General features: G+C 71.1%; 14 protein-coding genes. 8 read left to right on the top strand and 6 right to left on the bottom strand.

What is annotated here, in order from left to right:
* Nucleotides 1-2: 2 nt before the first annotated feature.
* Genes SSP29_RS06780 through SSP29_RS06795 form a run of 4 tightly spaced genes read right to left on the bottom strand, consistent with a single transcriptional unit; the run spans nucleotide 3 to nucleotide 3,317 of the window.
* Complete coding sequence (locus SSP29_RS06780; protein ID WP_089099503.1) at nucleotides 3-959, bottom strand: complex I subunit 1/NuoH family protein; 957 nt, start codon at nucleotides 957-959, stop codon at nucleotides 3-5.
* Complete coding sequence (locus SSP29_RS06785) at nucleotides 956-2,314, bottom strand: NADH-quinone oxidoreductase subunit C (RefSeq protein ID WP_089099504.1); 1,359 nt, start codon at nucleotides 2,312-2,314, stop codon at nucleotides 956-958. The genes SSP29_RS06780 and SSP29_RS06785 overlap by 4 nt, the downstream gene beginning before the upstream one ends.
* Nucleotides 2,311-2,916: an NADH-quinone oxidoreductase subunit B gene (locus SSP29_RS06790; protein ID WP_089099505.1), complete on the bottom strand. Its 606-nt coding sequence runs from the start codon at nucleotides 2,914-2,916 to the stop codon at nucleotides 2,311-2,313. Before SSP29_RS06790 ends, SSP29_RS06785 begins: the two co-directional genes overlap by 4 nt.
* Nucleotides 2,907-3,317, bottom strand: coding sequence for an NADH-quinone oxidoreductase subunit A (locus SSP29_RS06795; protein ID WP_089099506.1), 411 nt, complete (start codon nucleotides 3,315-3,317; stop codon nucleotides 2,907-2,909). The genes SSP29_RS06790 and SSP29_RS06795 overlap by 10 nt, the downstream gene beginning before the upstream one ends.
* A gap of 248 nt (nucleotides 3,318-3,565) precedes the next feature.
* Between SSP29_RS06795 and SSP29_RS06800 the strand changes: the two genes are divergently transcribed.
* The 5 genes from SSP29_RS06800 to SSP29_RS06820 all read left to right on the top strand — a co-directional run bounded on the left by SSP29_RS06800 (nucleotide 3,566) and on the right by SSP29_RS06820 (nucleotide 10,594).
* On the top strand, nucleotides 3,566-4,756 hold the full coding sequence (locus tag SSP29_RS06800; protein WP_089099507.1) for a sensor histidine kinase: 1,191 nt from the start codon (nucleotides 3,566-3,568) through the stop codon (nucleotides 4,754-4,756).
* Between the two features lie 134 nt (nucleotides 4,757-4,890).
* Nucleotides 4,891-6,285: a sensor histidine kinase gene (locus SSP29_RS06805; RefSeq protein ID WP_089099508.1), complete on the top strand. Its 1,395-nt coding sequence runs from the start codon at nucleotides 4,891-4,893 to the stop codon at nucleotides 6,283-6,285.
* A 404-nt stretch (nucleotides 6,286-6,689) separates the two neighbouring features.
* Nucleotides 6,690-7,397 (top strand): response regulator transcription factor, encoded by a 708-nt coding sequence (locus SSP29_RS06810; RefSeq protein ID WP_150133667.1) that lies wholly within the window; start codon nucleotides 6,690-6,692, stop codon nucleotides 7,395-7,397.
* Between the two features lie 202 nt (nucleotides 7,398-7,599).
* Nucleotides 7,600-9,528, top strand: coding sequence for a 2-oxoacid:acceptor oxidoreductase subunit alpha (locus SSP29_RS06815; RefSeq protein WP_089099509.1), 1,929 nt, complete (start codon nucleotides 7,600-7,602; stop codon nucleotides 9,526-9,528).
* Between the two features lie 4 nt (nucleotides 9,529-9,532).
* Nucleotides 9,533-10,594, top strand: a complete 1,062-nt coding sequence (locus SSP29_RS06820; RefSeq protein WP_089099510.1) for a 2-oxoacid:ferredoxin oxidoreductase subunit beta — start codon at nucleotides 9,533-9,535, stop codon at nucleotides 10,592-10,594.
* 105 nt (nucleotides 10,595-10,699) lie between these two features.
* Here SSP29_RS06820 and SSP29_RS06825 read toward each other — a convergent pair whose 3' ends face one another.
* Nucleotides 10,700-11,101: a winged helix-turn-helix transcriptional regulator gene (locus tag SSP29_RS06825; RefSeq protein ID WP_150133670.1), complete on the bottom strand. Its 402-nt coding sequence runs from the start codon at nucleotides 11,099-11,101 to the stop codon at nucleotides 10,700-10,702.
* 92 nt (nucleotides 11,102-11,193) lie between these two features.
* On the opposite strand from SSP29_RS06825, the gene SSP29_RS06830 reads away from it, so the two are divergent.
* The 3 genes from SSP29_RS06830 to SSP29_RS06840 all read left to right on the top strand — a co-directional run bounded on the left by SSP29_RS06830 (nucleotide 11,194) and on the right by SSP29_RS06840 (nucleotide 13,636).
* A complete protein-coding gene (locus tag SSP29_RS06830; protein WP_089099511.1) occupies nucleotides 11,194-12,045 on the top strand; it encodes an SDR family oxidoreductase in 852 nt (283 codons plus the stop codon).
* Nucleotides 12,046-12,174: 129 nt separating this feature from the next.
* A complete protein-coding gene (gene rarD / locus SSP29_RS06835) occupies nucleotides 12,175-13,140 on the top strand; it encodes an EamA family transporter RarD (RefSeq protein ID WP_089099512.1) in 966 nt (321 codons plus the stop codon).
* A gap of 31 nt (nucleotides 13,141-13,171) precedes the next feature.
* Entirely contained in the window at nucleotides 13,172-13,636 is a 465-nt protein-coding gene (locus SSP29_RS06840) for a VOC family protein (protein WP_089099513.1), read from the top strand.
* A 23-nt stretch (nucleotides 13,637-13,659) separates the two neighbouring features.
* Here the strand turns inward: SSP29_RS06840 and SSP29_RS06845 are convergent, their stop codons facing one another.
* Entirely contained in the window at nucleotides 13,660-14,814 is a 1,155-nt protein-coding gene (locus tag SSP29_RS06845) for a hypothetical protein (RefSeq protein ID WP_089099514.1), read from the bottom strand.
* Nucleotides 14,815-14,933: the final 119 nt, after the last annotated feature.

Consider the following 14,933-nt stretch of genomic DNA (forward strand, 5'->3'; position numbering starts at 1 on the left):
GGTTAGGAGATCACCACCTTGACGATGCCGGTGAGGGCGATCTGGGCGAGAGAAAGGGGGACAAGGAGGGTCCAGGAGAACTTCTGCAACTGGTCCTCGCGCAGCCGGGGGTAGGTCACGCGGAGCCAGATGACGACGAAGGCGAGGAGCGCCGTCTTCAGGAGGGTCCACAGCCAGCCGAGGCCGTCGGCACCCCACGGGCCGTGCCAGCCGCCCAGGAAGAGAACGGTGGTCAGGCCGCACAAGACGACGATCCCGGCGTACTCGGCGAGCAGGAACAGGGCGAAGCGCAGGCCGGTGTACTCGGTGTACGCGCCGAAGATGATCTCCGAGTCGGCGACGGGCATGTCGAACGGGGGCCGCTGGAGTTCCGCGAGGCCGGCGACGAAGAAGACCAAGCCGCCGGTGAGCTGCCAGGGCAGCCACCACCAGTGGAAGGAGCCCACGATGCCCGGCAGGGAGACGGTACCGGCCGCCATCGCCACGGAGGCGGCGGCGAGCAGCATCGGGAGTTCGTAGGCGAGGAGCTGGGCGGCCGTGCGCAGGCCGCCGAGGAGGGAGAACTTGTTGGCGCTGGCCCAGCCGGCCATGAGCGAGCCGAGGACGCCGACGCCCATCACGGCCAGCACGAAGAACACACCCGCGTCCAGGACCTGGCCGACCGCGCCCTCCCCGGGGCCGATCGGGATGGCGAGCAGCACGAGCAGATACGGAAGGAGGGACACCGCGGGGGCCAGCTGGAAGACACGGCGGTCCGCGCCCGCCGGGACCACGTCCTCCTTCTGCGCGAACTTCACGCCGTCGGCGATCAGCTGGGCCCAGCCGTGGAAGCCACCGGCGTACATCGGACCGAGGCGGCCCTGCATATGGGCCATCACCTTGTGCTCGGTCTGACCGACGATCAGAGGGAAGGTGAGGAAGACGACGAACACGACGAGGAGTCGCAGGGCGACGTTCACTGCGGACCTCCTGGTGGGTCGTCGTGGGGGGCTGGGTGTTCGGGGCCGGCGGCGGGGTTCGGGGCGTCGGGGTTGGGCGGGGCGTCGGAAGCCGGGGCCTCGGAGCCGGACGGTTCAGCGCCGGACGGTTCAGGGCCGGTGTCCTCGGATGCCGAAGGTTCGGCGTTCTCGGATGCCTCAGGTTCGGCCGGGGCCGATTCGGGCTCTTCGGGTGCGGCAGGGCTCGACTCGGCCGGCCCCGGTGCCGTCGGCTCCCCCGTCCCCGGCTCCTCGAAGGCCGGACGGGCGTGGTGCCACGGCGCGTCCGAGCTGCGGGAGGTCGCGGGGCGGGCCGGGGTGGCCGGTGGCGTCGGCGTCTCGGTCTCCTGCGCACGCTGCGAAGCGGAGCCACCCGAGGCAGTACGTGCCCGGCGCGGCCCCCGGGGAGCAGCCGACGGCCCGGCGGCAGGGGCGGTCGCCTCCACACCGGTGCCTTCCGCGGCGCTCCCCTCAGCAGGCGCTGTCTCCGTACCGGAGACCGTCCGCTGGGTAGCGGATCCCTCGCTCGCGCTCCGTGCCCGGCGTGGAGTGGCCGTCGGTCCCGCAGTGCCCTCGGCAGCCGTCTCTGCCGCCTTGGCCGGCTCGGCCACCTCGGTCGGCTCGGTCGCCCCGGCGGTCTGGCTCGCCGAGCCCTCCCCGGCCGTACGTGAGCGGCGTACCGGCCGGTCGCCGGTCACACGGGCCGGGCGGTCGCCGGCGGCGCGGCCCGCTGCGGCTCGCGCCGGGCGGGCGGGGGCGGCCGGGAGCTGGCCCTTGAGGGGGCCCCACTCATTGGGGTCGGGGACGCCTGGGGGGAGCATCTGGCGGCGCTTGGGGCCGCCGTGGTCGGACTCGCCCGGTTCCTTGGCACCGGGCCAGGCCTTGGCGACGCGGGCCGCGAGGACGAAGTCCTTGCGGAGGGGGTGGCCTTCGAAGGTCTCCGGGAGGAGGAGGTGGTCCAGGCCGGGGTGGCCGGTGAAGCGGACGCCGAACATCTCGTGGGTCTCGCGTTCGTGCCAGCGGGCGCCCGCGAAGACGCCGACGGCGGACGGGAGTTCGGGGGCGGAGTGCGGGACGGTCGTGCGCAGGAGCAGGCGGCGGACCGGGGCGAGGGCGACGACGTGGGCGGAGACGCGGAAGCCGGTGCCGGGTTCGTCGACCGCGCTCAGCCAGTCGAAGTAGGTGCAGGAGAGGGTCGTACGGGCGATCTCCAGGGCGGCGAGCCAGGAGGAGGGAGGGACGTCGACCGTCAGGACGTCGTAGGACTCGTCGGCGGTGGCGTCGCTGCCGAAGAGTTCCTCGGCTGGGGCCGGCAGCCAGCCGGTCGGGGCGGTCATGGCGTGTCCCCCTCGCCGTCGTTCGCCGTGGGGGCCGGGGGCCGGACCAGGCCGCTCTGGAGGGCCGCGGCGGAGGGGCGGGGCGTGCCGTAGCGCTCGCTCAGGGACTCCGCGGCGATCTTCTCCTGGAGTTTGAGGATGCCCTGGAGGAGCGCCTCGGGGCGCGGCGGGCAGCCGGGGACGTAGACGTCGACGGGGATGATCTGGTCGACGCCCTTGGTGACGGAGTAGGAGTCCCAGTAGGGGCCGCCGCAGTTCGAGCAGGCGCCGAAGGAGATGACGTACTTCGGTTCGGGCATCTGCTCGTACAGGCGCTTGACCGCCGGGGCCATCTTGTCCGTGACCGTGCCCGAGACCACCATCAGGTCGGCCTGGCGGGGGCCCGGTGCGAAGGGGATCACGCCGAGGCGGATGAAGTCGTGGCGGGCCATCGACGCGGCGATGAACTCGATCGCGCAGCAGGCGAGACCGAAGTTGAAGACCCAGAGCGAGTAGCGGCGGCCCCAGTTGAGGACGACCTTCATCGGTTCGGGGGCGAGGCGGGCGAGCGCGCCCAGCCTTTGCGGCTCCGGCAGCGGCACGGGCTCCGGCGTCACGTCCATGTCAGGACGCCCTTCTTGTATGCGTACAGCAGGCCGACGGCGAGGAAGCCGAGGAAGATGAACATCTCCACGAGCGTGGTAGCGCCGTAGCCGGGGGCGGCGAAGACCGTCGCCCAGGGGAACAGGAAGATCGAGTCGACGGCGAAGATGACGTAGAGGAAGGCGTAGACGTAGTAGCGGACCTGGGTATGGGCCCAGCCCTCGCCGACGGGGTCGACACCGCACTCGTAGGTGAGGAGTTTCTCGGGCGTGGGGACCACCGGGCGCAGCAGCCGGCCGGCGCCGAAGGCGACGGCGACGAAGAGCACGCCGACGAGCATCAGCAGTCCCACGACCGAGTAGGACGCGAAGTAGTCCGCGGCGACGACCGCGGTCGGTTCACCGCCCACCGTCTCCCGCATCGCCCGTCCCTCACTCCCTCGACAGACCATAGGCCCGACCGGCCCGGTGCCGTGACCTCAGTCAACTCTTGATTCGACGATCTGTACGCACGGGAGTCTAGGCCCTGATAAGGACACGGTAAGCGGGCCGTCACACGGTGGGACAGCGTGGGGCACGGGACGGGGGCCGGCTGGTGGGGTTTTCCCCAGGACGGCCCGGGCGGCGAACTCCATGGCGTCGCGCCACGGCACACGGCACGCTGGCGCATATGACCGCACCAGCACCCCGATCCCTCAGTCTCGCCGACGGCGGAGAAGACCGCGAGCGGCTGCCGCCCGTGCGCTTCGCCTACGACGTTCACACCTGGAAGGAGATCGCGCACCTCCTGCTGAACCTGCCGATGTCGCTCTTCGGCTTCGTGTACGTCTCCACGACGGTGTGGGTGAGCGGTGTCCTGACGCTGACGGTGATCGGCATACCCCTGCTCGCCGCGACCCTGCTGGGCGCCCGGCAGCTGGGGAAGCTGGAGCGGGGACGCGCGCGTGCGCTGCTCGGGGTGCGGGTGGAGGAGCCGACCCCACTGCCGTGGGCCAGGCGCGGTGCGGGCACCCAGCGGCTGTGGATGACGTTGAAGGACCCGGTGGGCTGGCGGACGCTGCTGTACGACTTCATCCGGCTGCCGTGGGGCGTCCTCACCTTCTGCGTCACGCTGGTCTCGCTGTTCGTGCTGTGGCCGGTTCTGCCGTTCGTCGCGCGCGGGCTGGCGAACGTGGACCGGGCGATGGTGCGCGGCCTGCTGTCGCCCTCCGACGAGCTGGAACGCCGTATCGCCGAACTGGAGTCGGATCGGGGAGTGGTCGTCGACACGGCCGCCGCCGACCTGCGGCGCATCGAGCGTGATCTGCACGACGGCGCGCAGGCCCGGCTCGTCAATCTGGCGATGGGGCTCGGCCTGGCGAAGGAGAAACTGCTGGAGGATCCCGACGCGGCCGCCGCGATGGTCGAGGAGGCGCACGGCGAGGTGAAGCTGGCGCTGCAGGAACTCAGGGATCTCGCCCGGGGCATCCATCCGGCGGTGCTGACCGACCGGGGGCTGGACGCGGCGCTGTCGTCGGTCGCCTCGCGCTGCACGGTGCCGGTCCAGGTGACCGCCGACCTGCCGTCCAGACCGGCACCCGCGATCGAGGGCATCGCCTATTTCACCGTCTCCGAGCTGCTGCAGAACATCAGCAAGCACAGCGGGGCGCGTACCGCCTCGGTGGACGTGTGGCGGGCCGACGACCGGCTGCTGATCCAGGTACGGGACGACGGGCGCGGCGGGGCGAGCCTGGACAGCGGCTCCGGGATGCGCGGGCTCGCGGAGCGGCTGGGCGCGGTGGACGGCCTGTTCGTCGTGAACTCACCGGCCGGCGGTCCCACGACGGTCACCGCGGAGCTGCCCTGGCGCGACCGGGCGTAGCGCAGGGGGTGGGGAAAACCCCCCTCTCAAGACTCCGATGACCTCCATGGTCCCTCGACCTGCGGCACAGCAGAGTGAAGGTACGGCAGGACAGGGCCGGTGAGACTGGGACAGGACGGGACGGGACGACGCCGATGGCCACGGAGTACGGACACGGGTACGCGCAGGAGCAGGGGTACGGCGACGAGCCGTACGAGCCGTACGAGCCGTACGAGCCGTACGAGCCGTACGAGCCGTACGGTGAGCGTCGGCATCGGGTGCCGGCCGTGCTGCGGGCGCCGTTCGAGGCGCGCAGCTGGCGTGAGTTCGGCTATGTCCTGCTGGGTCTGCCGGTCGGCGTCACGCTGTTCGTCTGGGCCGTGACGATGCTGTCCCTCGGCGTCGGTCTGCTGGTGACCTTCATCGGGATCCCGCTGCTGGCGGTGGCCCTCGCCGGATGCCGTGGCTTCGGGGCGCTGGAACGGGCACGCGCGCGTGGGCTGCTGAAGCTGACGGTGGCCGACCCGGAGCCGCTGCGGATGCGCAAGCCCGGGTTCTTCGCCTGGGTCGGCGCGGTGCTGAAGAGCGGCACGTCCTGGCGTCATCTGCTGTACGCGGTCCTCCAGTTTCCCTGGTCGATGTTCTCCTTCGTCGTCGCCCTCAACTTCTGGGCGTACGGCTGGGCCCTGCTGACGTACCCGCTGTGGTTCTGGGTGTTCCCGGTGTGGGCCGGGCAGGGCGGGCTCCAGCTGTACGGCGACGCGCACCACAGCGTCTACCTGGACAACCCGTTCGAGATCACGGTGACGTCGCTGGTGGGACTGCTGTTCACGCTGGCCACGCCGTGGATCGTACGGGCGCTGACGCTGGTGGACCGGCTGATGGTGCACGGGCTGCTGGGGCCGTCGAAGCTGGCGTCGCGGGTGGTGGAGCTGGAGTCCGACCGGGGGATCGTCGTGGACGCGGCGGCCGCCGATCTGCGGCGGATCGAGCGGGATCTGCACGACGGGGCGCAGGCGCGGCTGGTGGCGCTAGCCATGGATCTGGGGCTGGCGAAGGAGAAGCTGCAGGAGGATCCGCAGGCCGCGGCGCGGATGGTGGACGAGGCGCACGGTGAGGTGAAGACCGCGCTGCAGGAGCTGCGGGACCTGGCCCGCGGGATCCATCCCGCCGTGCTGACCGACCGGGGGCTGGACGCGGCGCTGTCCGCGGTGGCCTCGCGGTGCACGGTGCCGGTGCGGGTGGAGGTCGATCTGGCGGAGCGGCCGGCGGCGGCGATCGAGGGGATCGCCTACTTCACGGTGTCCGAGTTGCTGCAGAACATCAGCAAGCATGCGCGGGCGAGTGGGGCGGCCGTGGATGTGTGGCGCAGTGAGGACCGGTTGATGCTGCAGGTCGTGGACGACGGGGTGGGGGGTGCGGACACGGCGAGGGGGTCGGGGCTGGCGGGGCTGGCCGAGCGGCTCGACGCGGTCGACGGGATTCTGGTGGTGGACTCGCCGGCGGGTGGGCCTACGCGGGTGACGGCGGAGCTGCCCTGGCGTGGCTGAGGGCGGGTTCTCGCCCCCGCCGCCCCTACCCGTCCCGTCCTCCAGGGGGTGGACCCCCTTCGACCGCCCGTTCCGGGGGCTGCCGCCCCCGCACCCCCGCATCGGCCTGAACGGCCTCGTCCTCAAACGCCGGACGGGCCGGTGGGTGGGGGGTGCGGCCGGGCCTCGTCCTCGAACGCCGAACGGGCCAGACGGGGGTGCAGACCGGCTCTCGTCATCAAACGCCGAACGGGCCGGTCGGGGTACGGGCGGGCTCTCGGTCTCAAACGCCGAACGGGCCGGTCGGGGTGCGGGCCGGCTCTCGGTCTCACTCTGCGGGCGGCCTGATTTGGTTCGCCTCCTCTCGTTACCCGCACGCGCTCCGATCCGAATGCTGGAATGCTGGACTTTCGGACAGGGCAGGCATGTACGCCGGACGGGGTGTGGGGGGCCGGGAGATCGTGGAGGACAGGGTGCGGGTGGTCATCGCCGAGGATTCCGTGCTGCTCAGGGAGGGGCTGACCCGGCTGTTGACCGACCGGGGGCATGACGTCGTAGCGGGCGTCGGGGACGCGGAGGCGCTGGTCAAGACCATCGCGGAGCTGGATGCGCAGGACGCGCTGCCGGACGTCGTCGTCGCGGATGTGCGGATGCCGCCGACGCACACCGACGAGGGTGTGCGGGCCGCCGTACGGCTGCGGAAGGCGCATCCGGGGCTCGGGGTGCTGGTGCTGTCGCAGTACGTGGAGGAGCGCTACGCCACCGAACTGCTGGCCGGTTCCAGCAGGGGCGTGGGGTATCTGCTGAAGGACCGGGTCGCCGAGGTGCGGGAGTTCGTGGACGCCGTGGTGCGGGTCGCCGAGGGCGGTACGGCGCTGGACCCGGAGGTCGTCGCACAGCTGCTGGGCCGGAGCCGGAAGCAGGACGTCCTTGCGGGCCTCACCCCGCGGGAGCGGGAGGTGCTGGGGCTGATGGCCGAGGGGCGGACGAACTCGGCGATCGCGCGGCAGCTGGTCGTGAGCGACGGAGCCGTCGAGAAGCACGTCAGCAACATCTTCCTCAAGCTCGGGCTCTCCCAGAGCGACGGTGACCACCGTCGTGTTCTGGCCGTTCTGACGTATCTGAACTCCTGACGGGCCGACGGCACCGTGTCGGCACCGGAAGGCAGCCAGGGGGAGGGAAAATCATGACAAGTCAGGGCGACAGGTCGTCTCAGATCCCCGTCCAGCATGCGAGCGGGCACGAGAAGGCGACCCTAACCGACGTAGGGTTGATTACGGGATGGTCCGTGGGACGACCGCTCCCGGACAGCCGCCTCGAAGGAGGTCCAGTTCAGTGACCAGCCAGGTCAGCAGGACAACGGAACAGGCCGACGGAACCGTCGTTGGAGAGCAGCGCAAGCCGGGCGGCGTGAAGGCCGTCCGGCGCCTCGATCGGGTGATCATCCGGTTCGCGGGGGACTCGGGTGACGGTATGCAGCTCACCGGTGACCGGTTCACGTCGGAGACCGCGTCCTTCGGCAACGATCTGTCGACCCTTCCGAATTTCCCGGCCGAGATCCGGGCCCCCGCAGGCACTCTGCCGGGGGTTTCCTCGTTCCAGTTGCACTTCGCCGACCACGACATCCTCACCCCCGGCGATGCGCCGAACGTACTGGTGGCCATGAACCCGGCCGCGTTGAAGGCGAACATCGGGGACCTGCCGCGCGGGGCGGAGATCATCGTCAACACGGACGAGTTCACCAAACGGGCGATGCAGAAGGTCGGCTACGACACCTCACCCCTGGAGGACGGGTCACTCGACGGCTACAGCCTCCACCCGGTGCCGCTGACCACGCTGACCGTGGAGGCACTGAAGGAATTCGACCTCACCCGCAAGGAGGCCGAGCGCAGCAAGAACATGTTCGCGCTCGGCCTCTTGTCATGGATGTACCACCGGCCGACCGAGGGCACGGAGGCCTTCCTGCGGCGGAAGTTCGCTAAGAAGCCGGCCATCGCCGAGGCGAATCTGGCGGCTTTCCGGGCGGGCTGGAACTTCGGCGAGACGACCGAGGACTTCGCCGTCTCCTACGAGGTCGCCCCGGCGACCACCGCTTTCCCGGTGGGTACGTACCGGAACATTTCCGGGAACCTGGCGCTGGCGTACGGGCTGGTTGCCGCGTCCCGGCTGGCGGGTCTGCCGTTGTTCCTCGGGTCGTACCCGATCACCCCGGCGTCGGACATTCTGCATGAGTTGTCCAGGCACAAGAATTTCGGTGTGCGTACGTTCCAGGCGGAGGACGAGATCGCCGGTGTCGGTGCGGCGCTGGGCGCGGCGTTCGGCGGTGCGCTGGGCGTGACGACGACGTCGGGTCCGGGAATCGCGTTGAAGGCGGAGACGGTCGGCTTGGCGGTCTCGCTGGAGCTGCCGCTGCTGGTGATCGACGTCCAGCGGGGCGGGCCGTCGACGGGGCTGCCGACCAAGACCGAGCAGGCCGACCTGCTGCAGGCGATGTTCGGGCGTAACGGTGAGGCGCCGGTCCCGGTGATCGCGCCGCGGACGCCGGCGGACTGTTTCGATGCGGCGCTGGAGGCGGCGCGGATCGCGCTGGCGTACCGGACTCCCGTGATGCTGCTCTCCGACGGGTATCTGGCCAACGGCTCCGAGCCCTGGCGGATCCCGGAGCTGGAGGAGCTCCCGGATCTGCGGGTGCAGTTCGCGAGCGGACCGAACCACACCCTGGAGGACGGTACTGAGGTCTTCTGGCCGTACAAGCGGGATCCGCAGACCCTGGCCCGGCCGTGGGCGGTCCCGGGCACGCCGGGTCTCGAGCACCGGATCGGCGGTATCGAGAAGCAGGACGGCTCGGGCAGCATCTCCTACGACCCGGCCAACCACGATTTCATGGTCCGCACCCGGCAGGCCAAGATCGACGGCATCGACGTACCGGATCTGGAGGTGGACGACCCGGAGGGGGCGCGCACGCTGGTGCTGGGCTGGGGGTCGACGTACGGGCCGATCACGGCGGCGGTACGGCGGCTGCGGGCGGCCGGCGAGCCGATCGCGCAGGCGCATCTGCGCCACCTCAACCCGTTCCCGAGGAATCTCGGTTCTGTGCTGAGGGGTTACGACAAGGTGGTGATCCCCGAGATGAACCTCGGTCAGCTCGCCACCCTCATCCGGGCGAAGTACCTGGTGGACGCGCATTCGTACAACCAGGTCAACGGCATGCCGTTCAAGGCCGAGCAGCTTGCCACGGCGCTCAAGGAGGCCATCCATGACTGACGCCATGACCGACGCCACCGACGGACTGCTGCAGCTCGTCCCCAAGGCCGAGGCCAAGCAGTCCATGAAGGACTTCAAGTCCGACCAGGAGGTGCGCTGGTGCCCGGGCTGCGGTGACTACGCGATCCTGGCGGCCGTGCAGGGGTTCATGCCGGAGCTGGGACTGGCGAGGGAGAACATCGTCTTCGTCTCGGGCATCGGCTGCTCGTCACGTTTCCCGTACTACATGAACACGTACGGAATGCACTCCATCCACGGCCGCGCTCCCGCGATCGCGACCGGGCTGGCGACCAGCCGGCGGGACCTGTCCGTGTGGGTGGTGACCGGTGACGGTGACGCGCTGTCCATCGGCGGCAATCACCTGATCCATGCCCTGCGCCGCAACGTCAACTTGAAGATCCTGCTGTTCAACAACCGGATCTACGGGTTGACGAAGGGGCAGTACTCGCCGACGTCCGAGGTCGGCAAGATCACCAAGTCGACGCCGATGGGCTCGCTGGACGCCCCGTTCAACCCGGTGTCGCTGGCGATCGGCGCGGAGGCGTCCTTCGTGGCACGCACGATCGACTCCGACCGCAGGCACCTGACGGAGGTGCTGCGCGCGGCCGCCGCCCACCCGGGCACGGCCCTGATCGAGATCTACCAGAACTGCAACATCTTCAACGACGGCGCCTTCGACGCTCTCAAGGACAGGCAGTCGGCGGACGAGGCGGTGATCCGTCTGGAGCACGGGCAGCCCGTCCGCTTCGGCGCGGACGGTGCGCGCGGTGTCGTACGGGACCGGCTCACCGGCGATCTGAAAGTGGTCGACGTGAGCGCGGAGAACGAGTCCGAGGTCCTCGTGCACGACGCCCGCTCCCCCTCCCCCACCACGGCCTTCGCGCTGTCCCGGCTGGCCGACCCCGACACTCTGCACCACACGCCCCTCGGCGTCTTCCGCTCGGTGGAACGGCCCGTCTACGACGTCCGGATGTCCGAGCAGCTGGACACCGCCGTCGAACAGCACGGCAAGGGCGACCTGGCGGCGCTGCTGGCCGGCGGGGACACCTGGACGGTCGCGGGCTGACCCAAGGCCCCAAAGACCCGAGGACCCGAGGACCCGAGGAAGCCCTGGGTGGGGCCCGGACCGTGCCGTCCGGGCCCCACTCGTGTCCCCGGGGTTCAAGCGGCCTCAGGCGCGCTTCGCGTCGTCGTACGCCGTCCGGGCCCGCTCCACGTCCGCCATCCGCCGCTCGGTCCACAGCGCCAGGTCCCGCACCTGCTGGGCGGCCTCGCGGCCGAGGTCGGTGAGGGAGTAGTCGACGCGGGGCGGGATGACGGGCTTGGCGTCCCGGTGGACGAGGCCGTCGCGTTCCAGGGTCTGCAGGGTCTGGGTGAGCATCTTCTCGCTGACCCGGCCGATCGCGCGGCGCAGTTCGCTGAAGCGGTGGGGGCGGTCGAGGAGCTCGATCAGGACCAGGACGCCCCAGCGGCTGGTGACGTGCTCCAGGACCAGGCGGTACGGGCACATCTCCGCGCCGACGACGTACTTCCCGGCCTTCGGCGGATCGACTTCAGCGGCACTTACGGTCATGCCGGTACCTTACTTCAAAGTGGGTACTTTCTTCTGGTTAGCGCACCCCCTAGGGTTAGTGATATCGGAACCCCACAAGGAGATCGCACACCATGAGCATCGTTGTCACCGGAGCTACCGGACACCTCGGCCGTCACGTCGTGACGCAGCTGCTGGAGAAGGTCCCGGCCGAGCAGATCACCGCCGTCGTACGCGACGAGGCCAAGGCCGCCGACTTCGCCGCCGCGGGCGTGAAGATCGCCGTCGCGGACTACAACGCCCCCGAGACCTTCGACGGCCTCTTCGCCGCCGGCGACAAGGTGCTGCTGATCTCCGGCAACGAGTTCGACAAGGGCCGCCCCGCCCAGCACAAGGTCGTCATCGACGCCGCCAAGGCGGCCGGCGTGGCCCTGCTGGCGTACACCAGCGCCCCGGGCAGCCTGCACGCCTCGCTGGCGGACGACCACCGCGCCACCGAGGAGGTGCTGCTCGCCTCCGGCCTGCCGTACGCCCTGCTGCGCAACGGCTGGTACCACGAGAACTACACCGAGAACCTCGCCCCGGTCCTCGCGCACGACGCCGTCGTCACGGCCGCCGGCGAGGGCCGGGTCTCCTCGGCCTCCCGCGCCGACTACGCGGCCGCCGCGGTCGCCGTGCTGACCGGTGAGGACCACGAGAACCAGACGTACGAGCTGGGCGGCGACGTCGCCTGGAGCTTCGCCGAGTACGCGGCCGAGCTCACGAAGCAGACCGGCAAGGAGATCGCCTACAACTCCGTGCCCGGCGAGGTGCTCCAGGGCATCCTGACGGGCGCCGGCCTGCCGGAGCCGTTTGCCGCGATCCTGGTCGACGTCGACGCGTCGATCGCCAAGGGCGAGCTGGTCGTCGACTCCGGCGACCTCTCCCGCCTGGCCGGCCGCCCGACCTCCCCGATCTCCGAGGCGATCACCGCCGCGCTCAAGTAAGCCGCCCGGGTCCGAGAAGACCGCACCCCGCTCTGTCATGACCGTATACCGATACGGCCATGACAGAGCGGGGTGCTCGGCGCTACCTTCATCCCGGTGTGCTGAAGAAGCTGGGCGTGAGGAGGGCCGGTGGCCGACATATCGAAGGGTGAGCGGCGGACAGGACTGGTGAACGGCTTCGCGGCCTACGGGATGTGGGGGCTGGTCCCCCTGTTCTGGCCGCTGCTGAAGCCCGCCGAGTCGATCGAGATCCTGGCCCACCGGATGGTGTGGTCCCTGGTCTTCGTCGCCGTCGCACTCGTCTTCGTACGGCGCTGGGCCTGGGCAGGTGAACTGCTGCGGCAGCCGCGCCGGCTGGCCCTGGTGACGGTCGCCGCCGCCGTGATCACCGTCAACTGGGGCGTCTACATCTGGGCCGTGAACGCCGGGCACGTGGTCGAGGCCTCGCTCGGCTACTTCATCAACCCGCTCGTCACCATCGCGATGGGCGTGCTGCTGCTGAAGGAACGGCTGCGGCCCGCGCAGTGGGCGGCGGTGGGCGTCGGTTTCGCCGCCGTCGTGGTGCTGGCCGTGGGCTACGGGCAGCCGCCGTGGATCTCCCTCGTCCTCGCCTTCTCCTTCGCCACCTACGGGCTCGTCAAGAAGAAGGTCAACCTCGGCGGTATCGAGTCACTCGCCGCGGAGACCGCGATCCAGTTCCTGCCCGCGCTCGGCTATCTGCTGTGGCTGGCCGGCCACGGCGAGTCCAGCTTCGTCAACGACGGCGCCGGGCACGCGGCCCTGCTGGCCTCCACCGGCATCGTCACCGCCGTCCCGCTGGTCTGCTTCGGCGCCGCCGCGATCCGCGTCCCGCTCTCCACGCTCGGCCTGCTGCAGTACCTGGCGCCGGTCTTCCAGTTCCTGCTCGGCATCCTCTACTTCCACGAGGCGATGCCCGCCGAGCGCTGGGCCGGCTTCGCCCTGGTCTGGCTCGCCCTCGCCCTGCTCACCTGGGACGCGCTGCGCACCGCCCGCCGGGCCGCGCGGGCACTCGCGGCGGCGCCCGTACCACGGCCGGCGGCCCCGGTCGCGGAGACTCCCGCAAGTCAGGTGTGACTGTCAGAGCCGTCGGCTATAAGTGGGCGGCATGACGCAGACGCCCGCACCCCTGCACTGGAAGCTCGTCATCGACGCCCGCGACCCGCACGCGCAGGCCGACTTCTGGGCCGCCGCGCTGCACTACGTGGCCGAGGACAACAGCGCGCTCGTCGAACGACTCCTGGAGCTGGGCGCGCTGCCCGGCGCGGCCACCCTGGAGTACCACGGCCGTGCCGCCTTCCGTGACCTGATCGCCGTACGGCACCCGGACGATCCCTACGACGAGGAGCGCGGGACCGGGCTGGGGCGGCGGCTGCTCTTCCAGCGGGTGCCGGAGGCGAAGTCCGGGAAGAACCGGCTCCACATCGACCTGCACGCCGGGGACGGGAAGCGGGCGGACGAGGTGGCACGCCTTGAGGCGCTGGGCGCGACCGTGGTGCGGCACGTCTCCGAGCCGGCCGGCGCGTGGACCGTGATGGCCGACCCGGAGGGCAACGAGTTCTGCGTGCTGTGACGACGGGGTTGTGAGGACGGCGCTCAGGCGTTCCGGGCGGCGGCTCGGCGGGCGCGTTCCGTGAGCCGGGCCATCCGGGCGCGGGCCGACTCCAGTTCCTCGATGTCGTCGGCCGCCGGGCCGTCCTCGGTGGTGAGCCGCGACCACAGGTCGATCAGCTCGCGGCCGAGGCTCAGCCCGTGCTCGGGATCACGCACCGCGCGCCAGGCGGTCGCCGCGCTCCGCACATTCCCGTACGCCGCCTCGCCGTCCCGCGCCTGCCGGCGCTGCCGGGCCAGGTCGAGGGAGAGGTGGAAGGCCCGCTCCGGATCGCCCGCCAGGTAGGAGATGTACGCGGTCAGCTCGCCCAGGTGCAGCACCTCGGTGTGGTCGTCGCCGAGGACCGCGGCGGCCTCGGCGACGGTGCGCTCCGCGAGCTCGGCCGCCGCCTCGATACGGCCCGTCCGGACTGCCTCGTTGATCCGCGCCACCGGCTCGGTGAGCAGCGCGGCCCCTTCCGCCGTCAGCGTCACGGGCTCGTCCCCGAGCACCTCCTCGGCGACCGCGTCGAAACCTCGGGCGGGGGTGGGTGTGGGGGTGGAGCGAAGGTCGAGGTCCGGGTCGGAGGGCGGCTCTTCGGTTACGAGGGCGGCAACGGGGGCCGCCTCAGGGGCCGGGGCCGGGGCCGGGGTGCTCATCACTGGCGGCGGGCCGAAGACGCCGGTAGGGGGCTGGACGGTGCCCGGCGCGGGCGGCAGGGGCGGGGCCGGCGGTACGGACGGTGCCGGCGGGGCGGCGGGCGGCTGCGGTACCGCCCGCAGGGGGAACGCCGGCGCCGCCTCCGGCGCGGGCTCCCTCGGCGCGGCTTCCCTCGGCGCGGACTGCCCCTTGGGTTCGGCGGCCGGTGCGGCCAGCCTTACCGGGTCGCCGGTGAAGCTGCTGGAGCCGTCCAGGTCCACCTGGAGGGGGACGACGTAACCGATACGGGTGTCGTGGACGGTGGCGAGGACCGGGCGGCCGGTGGCGCGGGCGAGGCGCTGGAGGTGGTTGAGGACCGCCTGCTGGGGTTCCTCGCCGGGGCCCGTGAGCAGCGGTACGCCGTCCACGGACGCGGCCGCGCCCGCCACCCGGACGTCGACCGGTACCAGGCGCCCCTCCTGCTGGACTTCCCGCTTCTCCTCGCGGCTGAGTCGGGACATCGGCCCTCATTCCCCCGGCGTCACCATCCGGTCGTGCGTCCGGTCGTACTCGTGCGTACTGTCCAGTCTCGCCGCTCGGCGCGGCTCCCACGTCACCGCGACGTCACAGCCTCGCACCA

Source organism: Streptomyces hyaluromycini, from assembly GCF_002217755.1.
Taxonomy (GTDB): domain Bacteria; phylum Actinomycetota; class Actinomycetes; order Streptomycetales; family Streptomycetaceae; genus Streptomyces; species Streptomyces hyaluromycini.